Annotated in this window: 1 protein-coding gene; it reads right to left on the bottom strand. The window is 36.6% G+C overall.

The genetic code is table 11. The features are described from left to right. Positions 1–223, bottom strand: a 223-nt coding sequence (locus ACYP5M_RS26825; RefSeq protein WP_459735764.1) for an EamA family transporter, incomplete at its 3' end; no start/stop codon positions are given. Positions 224–232 lie beyond the last annotated feature (9 nt).

The raw sequence follows: 232 nt of genomic DNA, 5'->3' as shown, positions 1-232 counted from the left end.
GGAAAATATCCAGAAGGTGTCCTTTTGTCAAGACCAATAAAACGACGAATAAAGAAATGATAAGTCCGAGTGCATTGAGGGATGAAATTTTCTCCTTTAATAGCAAAGCTGAAAAAAGAACAATTAAGGCAGGGTTCATGGAATTGACAAGAGCGTCATTCATGGAAGTTGTATAGGTTAAAGCACAATAAAGGAAAAAATTATAACTGATGATCCCGAGCACACCCAAAAC

This window comes from Peribacillus sp. N1 (genome assembly GCF_054600815.1).
The sequence above is the reverse complement of the archived record's forward strand: the minus strand, read 5'-3'. Positions and strand labels throughout refer to the sequence as shown.